The 8306-nt window shown below is 70.2% G+C and carries 11 protein-coding genes; 9 read left to right on the top strand and 2 right to left on the bottom strand.

What is annotated here, in order from left to right:
• Positions 1 to 74: 74 nt before the first annotated feature.
• Positions 75 to 1301, bottom strand: a complete 1227-nt coding sequence (locus Y706_RS0102035; protein WP_253906668.1) for a DUF445 domain-containing protein — start codon at positions 1299 to 1301, stop codon at positions 75 to 77.
• Positions 1302 to 1483: 182 nt separating this feature from the next.
• Here Y706_RS0102035 and Y706_RS0102030 point away from each other — a divergent pair, with 182 nt between their 5' ends.
• From Y706_RS0102030 to Y706_RS23080, 5 genes are all read left to right on the top strand, one after another.
• Positions 1484 to 2383, top strand: a complete 900-nt coding sequence (locus Y706_RS0102030; RefSeq protein ID WP_028275276.1) for a glycerophosphodiester phosphodiesterase — start codon at positions 1484 to 1486, stop codon at positions 2381 to 2383.
• Between the two features lie 97 nt (positions 2384 to 2480).
• A complete protein-coding gene (locus Y706_RS0102025; RefSeq protein WP_028275275.1) occupies positions 2481 to 2927 on the top strand; it encodes a DoxX family protein in 447 nt (148 codons plus the stop codon).
• Entirely contained in the window at positions 2888 to 3697 is an 810-nt protein-coding gene (locus Y706_RS0102020; RefSeq protein ID WP_028275274.1) for an AzlC family ABC transporter permease, read from the top strand. Before Y706_RS0102025 ends, Y706_RS0102020 begins: the two co-directional genes overlap by 40 nt.
• Positions 3694 to 4005 carry an AzlD domain-containing protein gene (locus tag Y706_RS0102015; protein ID WP_028275273.1) on the top strand — a complete coding sequence of 104 codons (312 nt, stop codon included), beginning with the start codon at positions 3694 to 3696 and terminating at the stop codon, positions 4003 to 4005. The genes Y706_RS0102020 and Y706_RS0102015 overlap by 4 nt, the downstream gene beginning before the upstream one ends.
• Positions 4006 to 4113: 108 nt before the next feature.
• Positions 4114 to 4353: a hypothetical protein gene (locus Y706_RS23080; protein ID WP_052354979.1), complete on the top strand. Its 240-nt coding sequence runs from the start codon at positions 4114 to 4116 to the stop codon at positions 4351 to 4353.
• A gap of 51 nt (positions 4354 to 4404) precedes the next feature.
• On the opposite strand, the gene Y706_RS0102005 is transcribed toward Y706_RS23080, so the two are convergent.
• Positions 4405 to 5037: a TetR/AcrR family transcriptional regulator gene (locus Y706_RS0102005; protein WP_028275272.1), complete on the bottom strand. Its 633-nt coding sequence runs from the start codon at positions 5035 to 5037 to the stop codon at positions 4405 to 4407.
• A 177-nt stretch (positions 5038 to 5214) separates the two neighbouring features.
• Between Y706_RS0102005 and Y706_RS0102000 the strand changes: the two genes are divergently transcribed.
• The 4 genes from Y706_RS0102000 to Y706_RS0101985 form a co-directional block, all read left to right on the top strand.
• Positions 5215 to 5580 carry a thiamine-binding protein gene (locus tag Y706_RS0102000; RefSeq protein ID WP_028275271.1) on the top strand — a complete coding sequence of 122 codons (366 nt, stop codon included), beginning with the start codon at positions 5215 to 5217 and terminating at the stop codon, positions 5578 to 5580.
• 92 nt (positions 5581 to 5672) lie between these two features.
• Entirely contained in the window at positions 5673 to 6350 is a 678-nt protein-coding gene (locus Y706_RS0101995; RefSeq protein ID WP_028275270.1) for an O-methyltransferase, read from the top strand.
• Between the two features lie 216 nt (positions 6351 to 6566).
• Positions 6567 to 7673, top strand: coding sequence for an acyl-CoA dehydrogenase family protein (locus Y706_RS0101990; protein WP_156945041.1), 1107 nt, complete (start codon positions 6567 to 6569; stop codon positions 7671 to 7673).
• On the top strand, positions 7667 to 8306 hold a 640-nt coding region (locus tag Y706_RS0101985), incomplete at its 3' end, for a PIG-L deacetylase family protein (protein WP_028275268.1). The genes Y706_RS0101990 and Y706_RS0101985, both read left to right, overlap by 7 nt.

The raw sequence follows: 8306 nt of genomic DNA, 5'->3' as shown, positions 1-8306 counted from the left end.
CCCGGTACGACAAACTCGCACTCACCTATCGCGGCGGAGCCGTGTTCCGGGCAATCAGCATCTGGCTGGCAGCCTTAGGAGACACGCCCTAGGGACTCGCCGAACAGCAGGGTGGCCAGCGTAAAGATGGCCAGCCCGGCCAGTGCGCCCACCACCGTGCCGTTGATCCGGATGAACTGCAGGTCCCTGCCGACCTGCAGTTCGATCTTCTGCGATGTCTCTTCGGCATCCCAGCGGGCCACGGTGTCCGTGATGACCCCCGCGATGTCCGAGCGGTAGGTCTTCACGAGGTAGCCTGCCGCGTCGCCGATCCAGGCGTTCACCTTGCCGGCGAGCTCGGGATCGACCAGCAGCCGGGTGCCGAAGTCATGCACGGCCGCCTTGAACTTGACGGTCAGTTCGCTGTGCGGGTCATCGACGGCGGTGAGCAGGGCCGTCTTGATGGTGTCCCAGGTGCGGGAGGCGAGCTCGCGGACCTCCGGGTCGCCGAGCACCTGGGCCTTGATGCCCTCGGCGCGGGCGATCATGACAGGATCATGCTGCAGGTCCTGCGCGAGTTCCTTGAGGTACTTGTCGATCGAGAGGCGGACCTGGTGCTGCGGGTCGGACTGCACGGCGCGGGTGAACTTGAGGATCTCCACGTACACCTTGTCGCCCACCAGCCCGTCCACGAACGAGGGCACCCACGTCGGGGACCGGTCGGTGACCAGCCTGTTGACCGTCTCCTGGTTGTCCCGCACCCAGTCCACGGTGCGGTCCACCATTAGGTCCACCAGCGCATGGTGGTGCCCGTCGTCGAAAATCCGCTCGGCGAGGCGGCCCACCGGCGGCCCCCACGGCGGGGTGAGCAGGTGCTTGCGGACCATGGACTCGATCACGGCCTGGACGTCGTCGTCGTTGAGGACCTTGAACGCGCCGCGGATGACGGCGGCACCCTCCTTGGCGACCCGGTCCGGGCCGCCGGGGCTGGACAGCCAGGCGCCGGCCTTGCGCGCAATGTCTGCGGACGCCAGCTTCTCCTGGACCACCTGTTCGGAGAGGAAATTGGTTTCCACGAATTCGCCCAGCGAGGCGCCGATCTGGTCCTTGCGGCGCGGGATGATCGCGGTGTGCGGGATCTTGATGCCCATGGGGTACTTGAACAGGGCCGTGACGGCGAACCAGTCCGCGAGGGCACCGACCATGCCGCCCTCGGCAGCGGCGCGGACGTATTCGAGCCCCGGGTACTGCTTCTGCAGGGCGAACGCGACGATGAAGATCACCGCCATGACGACCAGCAGCGAGAGGGCCAGAAGCTTCATCCGGCGCAGCGCCGCGGCCTTCTCGACGTCGCTGGAGGCAGCGGAACGCTGTCCGGGGGGACCGCCCGGCCGGGCGCCGCCCGGACGTCCCGCGGCACCGGTCAGGGAAGTTGACTCAGTATTGACCTGCATGAGCCCAGCCTAGCCCGCCACGGAAACGGACGGTCCGCTAACGTGGCACCATGACCACTGATGAGCCTGCCGCCGCCCGGCCTTTGGTCTATGCCCACCGCGGCGCCAGCGGAACCTTCGCCGAGCACACCCGGGCCGCGTACCTGCAGGCAATCGCCGACGGCGCCGACGGCGTGGAATGCGATGTCCACCTGACCCGGGACCAGCACGTGGTGCTCCTGCACGATGCCACCCTGGACCGCACCTCGGACGGCACCGGCCAGGTGGCCGACCGGACGCTGCAAGAACTCCAGGAACTGGACTTCTCCTCCTGGAAGGGAGCCCGGATCCCGGAGGCCTACGGCGCCAAGTCCGGGCAGTTCCTGACCCTGCCGGACCTGCTCGACATCCTGCGCGCGGCCGGCCGCGGGATCGGGCTGGCGATCGAGTTCAAGCACCCGAGCCCGTACCAGCTCAGACTCGAGGACCGGGCCCTGGAGGTCCTGAGGTCCCAAGGCTGGGATCCGCGGACGTCGATGCTGGAGAACATCACCGTTTCCTTTATGAGCTTTAGCCCCGACTCCGTAAAACACCTCCTGGAGTCCGTGCCGGCCGCGGCCGTCTGCCAGCTCGTGGATGACGTCAATGTGGCGGACATCCGGGAGGAACTGGGCCTCGGTGCCCTGACCGGCGGGGCGCTGGCCAACGTGATGAAGGCCGCCCAGGCTGAGGGGGAACGGATCCTGGCGGCGGCCGAGGCGGGCATTGCCGGCCCCGGCATCGGGTACGTCCGCACGCACGCCCCCGCCGTTCAGCGCTGGCTCGCCTCGGGGCTGCGGTGCCGGGTGTGGACGGTCGACACCGGGGACGACGTCGAACGGTGCCGGAAACTCGGGATCCAGGAGATCACCACCAACTGGCCGGCCCAGGTCCTCTCCCAGCTCATGGCGGACAGCCGGCCCCTACGCTAGCCGCATGGCCGCTCCACGGATCCTGGGCTGACATCTTCACATCCCCTGCGTTCCTGGCGGATTACGGCCGGCGTGGCCGCTGTGGTTGAGTTGTTGCATGCCATTTCGCCGGCCCGTCCCGGACCTCCAGACGCTGTCGGCGGCAGCGATGAGCGCGCTGCTGCTCACCAGTGCCGCCAAGCACTTCCGCGAGCCTGAATTTTTCCACCCGGTGGTACCCGACTTCCTGTGCCGGGACGACTCCGGCGAGCAGCCGAACGGGCCCCTGGCCGTCCTGTCCCGTGAGGAATGGGTGGCAGTGAGCGGGCTGCTGGAAGCCGCCGCCGCCGTCGGGCTCCTGGTCCCGGCCACCCGGAGGGCCGCCGCGGGCTGCGTCACGGCGCTGTTCGCCGCCTTCCTCGCCGGCCACGTGGACGCCCTGCGCAAAGCCTACGGGCCGGAAGGCTCGCCGCGCCGGCGACGCGTGCACACCCTGCGGCTCCCGCTCCAGGCGCCCCTCATCGCATGGGCCTGGACTTTGACACGGCGGAACCGGCGCCCGTGAAAATCCTGCAGTCACCGGCGGTGCGGATCGGTTTGTCGATCAGCATCGCCACCGGCCTCTACGGCGTCTCCTTCGGCGCGCTGTCCGTAACCTCGGGCCTGGATTTCTGGCAGACCATGGCGCTGAGCCTGCTGCTGTTCAGCGGCGGCTCGCAGTTCGCCTTCATCGGTGTGGTGGCCGGCGGCGGGTCCGGCGTCGCGGCGATGGGTGCCGCGACGCTGCTGGGCATGCGCAACGGCATCTACGGCATGCAGATCAACGCCCTCCTGCAGCCGCGCGGGTGGCGGAAGTTTGCCGCGGCCCAACTGACCATCGACGAGTCCACCGCCACCAGCACCGGGCAGACGGACCCCGACGAGCAGAAACGCGGCTTCTGGACCGCCGGAATCGGCGTCTTTGTCCTCTGGAACCTGTTCACCGCCCTCGGCGCACTGGCCGGCGGGGCACTCGGGGATCCCAAACAGTGGGGACTGGACGGCGCCGCCGTGGCGGCCTTCCTGGGCCTGCTCTGGCCGCGGCTGAAAGGCAGGGAACCTGTGGCCATCGCGGTGGTCTGCGCGCTGGCCACCGTGCTGGCCGTGCCGTTCGTGCCCCCGGGAGTGCCGATCCTCGTCGCCGCCGTGGTCGCGGCGGGGATCGGCTGGTTCAGCCACGGCCGCAGCGACGAGGGCCTGGAACCGGACGTCGATCCGTACGCGGAGGACCACGTGCACCACCACCACGACCCTGCCCGCGATTCCCGCGGCGAACGCACCGGAGACGACGCATGAACCTCTGGATGTGGCTGCTGCTCTCCTGCCTGCTCGCCTACGCCTGGAAGCTGCTCGGCTACCTGGTGCCGGCCAGCCTGCTCCGCAACCCGCGGACGTCCAGGATTGCCGGGACCATGACAATCGGGCTGCTGGCGTCCCTGACGGTGGTCAATGCTGTCGCCTCCGGCCAGTCGCTCGTCCTGGACGCCCGGCTTGGCGCCTTGGCGGCGGCGGCCATCGCCTTGTGGTTGCGCGCGCCGTTCCTGGTGGTGGTGATCGCCGGCGCGGCCGCGGCCGCCGGGCTCCGGCTGCTCGGCTGGGACTGACCCGTTCGTGGGACGCCTGACCGCGCTGGGCCGCGGACCGGCTGTGGGTGCGGCCGGAACGGTCTTTAGTCCCTACTTGGTGCCGGGATCGCATGGGAGCATTCGAACATGACTGAACACGACGGTGAGCTGCCGGCTGCCGACCCGGAGGCTGCCGACGAGCAGCCCGCGGAGCAGCAGGCCGCGGAGCCGCGCAAGGATCAGCGCACCAAGGCGCACGAGCCGTATGTTTCCGGCGGGGCTGAGTCCACCCGTGAAATGCGCGAAATGTCCCGCCGCCGTCGGGAAGCCGAAGAGAAGCTTCAGCAACACCTTCTCGAAGCCAAGGAAAAGCCGGCCGAAGACTAGAGCCGGGCACCGGGCTGTCGGGGCACCTGCAGGAACCGGCGCTTATGGGTGCTAGCCGAGAACGGCGTCGAACGCGGTGCCCGTCAGCGGGGCCTGCGGCGGCAACGCCCGGTCCGGCCGCTCCGTCCGGATGGCGTCCTCAACCAGCGCCACGGGCCGGCGCCACGCGTCGGAGCCCGGCTCCATGGTGTCCACGACGCCGATCAGCATGGCCAGCAGGCGGATCATGTCCGTCATGGAAATATCGCTGCGCAGGGTGCCCTGCCCCTGGCCCCGGCCCAGCAGCACGGCGATGGATTCAATCAGGCCGCCCGTGATCCCGGTCAGCAGCCCGCGCCGGCCCGCGACAGCTCCCAGCAGGTTGGCTTCTTCGCTGGCGACATGCATCGTTGCATCGATGACCCGAAAGAGCCCTGCGGCGGCGTCAGGATCGGCCAGGGCCTCATCGATGGCTGGATCCACCTGCAGCCGGAGCTGCTGGTTCAGGGCAGCGAGCACCAGCTCTTCCTTGTCGGCGAAATTCCGGAAAAGGGTGGCGGGACCCACGCCGGCGGTGACTGCAATGGTCTGCAGCGGCACCTCGGGGCCGTGCTCGCGGAAGCACTGGCGGGCCGCGGCGATGATTTTGTCCACGTTGCGCGCGGCATCTGCGCGGAGCGGCCTGCGGTCTACTGCCCGGTTCATTTGCCTAGGGTAGCAACGCGAAGGGTGCGCGAACCTGTTACCGGCGGGTAGTGACTTATGTGACGGTGGCGGAGGTGCCCCCGGCCGCTGCCGGGCTGGAATCGCGTGAAAGACTGGTGCCGGACAGCCCGGAAGTTTTCGCCCCCGGTGTCCTGACTGAGTGAAGGGAACCACCACATGCTGGTCGCATTCTCCGTAGCACCCTCCGGTGACCCAGCCAACGGGCAAGCGCCCGGCGACGCGTCGGTCCACGACGCCGTCGCGGCGGCGGTGCGGATCGTCCGGGAGTCGGGCCTGCCCAACCGGACGAGTTCCATGTTCACCGAGATCGAGGGCGACTGGGACGAGGTCATGGACGTCGTCAAGCGGGCCACGGACGCGGTGGGCGCCTACGGTTCGCGCGTCTCGCTGGTCCTCAAGGCGGACATCCGCCCGGGCTACAGCGGCGAGCTGACCGGCAAGGTGGAACGGCTGGAAAACGCCATCGACGGGCAGGGCGCCGGCGGGACCGGCCCGCAAATCCCAACCCGGCCGGGAAACTAGGCGTACTGAGCCGGACCGGACGCCGAAACGCCGGCGGGAACGGCGCGCCCGGAGGGGTACCGCCGGGCGCGGGCGGCTGGAACACTGGGGGCATGATCGAGCATCAATCCGCCCCCGGCTGGGTCGCCGTCGAGAACTTCCTCTCCGACGCGGTGGTCCGCCCGGACCGTTCACTCAAGCGCGCCGTCACCAGCGCCCTTGAGGCAGGCATGCCGCCCATCGAAGTGGCCCCCAACGCCGGCAAACTCCTGAAGCTGCTGGTCCAGCTCTCCGGTGCCCGCCGCGTCCTGGAGATCGGTACGCTGGCCGGCTTCAGCACCATCTGGATGGCCCAGGGACTGCCCGACGACGGCCGGCTGGTCACCTGCGAATACCTCCCCCTGCACGCCCGCGTCGCGCGCACCAACGTTGACGACGCCGGGCTGGGCCACAAGGTGGACATCCGGGTCGGCGCGGCGCTGGACACCCTGCCCGAGCTGGAAAGCGAGGCCGGGCCGCCCTTCGATTTCGTGTTCATCGATGCCGACAAGGAAAACAACCCGCACTACCTGGACTGGGCCATCCGGCTTGGCCGGCCCGGCACCACCATCGTGGTGGACAACGTCGTGTGGGAGGGTGCGGTGCTGGACGCGTCGATGGACCCGGTCAACGCCCCCGGAATCATCAGCACCCTCCAGATGATGGGCGATGACCCGCGGCTGGACGGCACCGTGATCCAGACCGTGGGTTCGAAAGGCTGGGACGGCTTCGCCCTCGCGATCGTCCGCTAGGTGCAAGAGATTGTCCGCCGGGGCGAACGCGCCGGTGGCAGCCGACCCCGTGAAGCGCCCGGCCACCCCCAAGTGCTAAGTATGCTTAGATTACTTGTCGACGGCGCCAGCGATGGCGGCGCGGCCGCGGACGCGCAGGACTTCAGCCACGTGGCCGGGCCCAGCCCGATCCGCCCAGCCCGATCCGCCCAGCCCGAAGGAACACAGGCAGCCGAAATGAACGGGATCCCCATCTCGCACCACCCCCTACCTGTCCGGATCAGCTCCGCGGCCGCAGAGCTGGAGACGATCAGCCCCCTGCTGTCCGAGGCGCAGGACGCCGTCGGCGATGTGCCGGCGCTGCTGGAGCTGGCCAAGGCGGCCGCGGCGACGGCGCCCAAACCAGGGGACGGCCGGACCGCGTTCCTGTGGGAGATTCTGGCCTCCGTGACCGCCGTCGATGTCGCCGCCGGACGGGTGCTGGAACCACACCTGGATGCCGTGGCGATCCTGGCCCAGGCCGGCGACGAGGCGGCACGGCACGGCCGGGACTGCCCGGACCCGGACGATGCCGACTTCGAGGGGACCTGGGGTGTGTTCGCCGCCGAGGCGCCCGGCCTGCGGCTTGAAGCCAAGGAAGCCGCAGACGGCTGGATCCTGCAGGGATCCAAGCCCTGGTGCTCGCTCGCCGCCCAGCTGGACCATGCCGTGCTGACGGCCCATCTGGAGGCCGGCGGCCGGGCCGCCTTCGCCGTCGACCTCCACGCGAACGGGGTGGGCTTCGCGAATCCGGAGTGGACCAGCCGGGGGCTGCGCGAGATTCCCAGCGGCACAGTCCACTTCGAGGCCGTTTCCGCCGTGCCCCTCGGCGGCGCCGGCTGGTATTACCAGCGCCCGGGTTTCGCGTGGGGCGGCATGGGCGTGGCTGCCTGCTGGCTCGGCGGCGCCGTCGCCGTGGCGCGCAGCTTCGCCGACTCCCTGCGGCACGCCGCCGACGGCGGACGGGAACCGGACCAGATTGCACTGGCCCACCTCGGCGAGATTGACCGAACGCTGGCCGCCCTGACCGCCTACCTGGCCGGCACGGCCGCGAGGATCGACGCCGGCGAACTCTCGGACCGCGGTGCGTGGCAGGAAGCCCTGCGCGTGCGCGGCAGCGTGGCCGCAGCCGTCGAACGCGTCCAGACGCTCGTGAGCCAAAATCTCGGTCCGGCCCCGCTCGCCTTTGACGAGCGCTACGGAAAACGGATGGCCGATCTCGCCCTGTACATCCGCCAGCACCACGCGATGCGCGACGACGCGCAGCTGGGCGCCCTGGCACTGGCCGAAAGCAAGCCATGGTGACCTTCACCCACAACGACGCCGGGACCACCGAGGCCGCCTGGGCCGGCAGCCGTGCCGCCGGGCTGCCGGACCTGCCGCTGGATGACGCGGCGCTCGCCGGCCGGGCCTTCGTTGTCCTGGCCGCGCACCCGGACGACGAATCGCTCGGGGCCGGCGGGCTGCTGGCCCGGCTGCACGCCGTCGGCGCCACGGTCCGCGTGCTGCTGTGCACGGCGGGGGAAGGATCCCACCCCGGCTCGCCAACGACGACGCCGGAACAACTCGCGGCGGTCCGGCTGCAGGAGTTCGGCGACGCCCTGAAACGCCTTTCCGGGGCCGGGGCCGGGGACGTGGCGTGGCAGTGCCTGGGCCTGCCCGACGGTCACCTCGCCGGGCACCGGGAAGAGATCCGGAAGGCCGTCCGGGACGCGGTCCGGGAGGCGGCGGCCGTATGCGGTCGCGCCGCCGACGAGGTGGTCCTCGTGGCGCCCTACCGCTCCGATGGACACACCGACCACGACGTCCTCGGATCCGTTGCCGCCGGGCTCAGCGCCGCGGCGGGCCACGCCCTCCTCGAATACCCCATCTGGTACTGGCTGTGGGCGGCACCAGGCGCGCCGGACGCCGGCGACCCGGCCGGCGGCGACCCGGCCG

Source organism: Arthrobacter sp. I3, from assembly GCF_000520575.1.
Classification (GTDB): domain Bacteria; phylum Actinomycetota; class Actinomycetes; order Actinomycetales; family Micrococcaceae; genus Arthrobacter; species Arthrobacter humicola_A.
The sequence above is the reverse complement of the archived record's forward strand: the minus strand, read 5'-3'. Positions and strand labels throughout refer to the sequence as shown.

Coding starts and splice junctions, on each gene's coding strand:
- Y706_RS0102035 (WP_253906668.1), bottom strand. CDS start 1,301: ATGAAGCTTCTGGCCCTCTCGCTGCTGGTCGTCATGGCGGTGATCTTC.
- Y706_RS0102030 (WP_028275276.1), top strand. CDS start 1,484: ATGACCACTGATGAGCCTGCCGCCGCCCGGCCTTTGGTCTATGCCCAC.
- Y706_RS0102025 (WP_028275275.1), top strand. CDS start 2,481: ATGCCATTTCGCCGGCCCGTCCCGGACCTCCAGACGCTGTCGGCGGCA.
- Y706_RS0102020 (WP_028275274.1), top strand. CDS start 2,888: ATGGGCCTGGACTTTGACACGGCGGAACCGGCGCCCGTGAAAATCCTG.
- Y706_RS0102015 (WP_028275273.1), top strand. CDS start 3,694: ATGAACCTCTGGATGTGGCTGCTGCTCTCCTGCCTGCTCGCCTACGCC.
- Y706_RS23080 (WP_052354979.1), top strand. CDS start 4,114: ATGACTGAACACGACGGTGAGCTGCCGGCTGCCGACCCGGAGGCTGCC.
- Y706_RS0102005 (WP_028275272.1), bottom strand. CDS start 5,037: ATGAACCGGGCAGTAGACCGCAGGCCGCTCCGCGCAGATGCCGCGCGC.
- Y706_RS0102000 (WP_028275271.1), top strand. CDS start 5,215: ATGCTGGTCGCATTCTCCGTAGCACCCTCCGGTGACCCAGCCAACGGG.
- Y706_RS0101995 (WP_028275270.1), top strand. CDS start 5,673: ATGATCGAGCATCAATCCGCCCCCGGCTGGGTCGCCGTCGAGAACTTC.
- Y706_RS0101990 (WP_156945041.1), top strand. CDS start 6,567: ATGAACGGGATCCCCATCTCGCACCACCCCCTACCTGTCCGGATCAGC.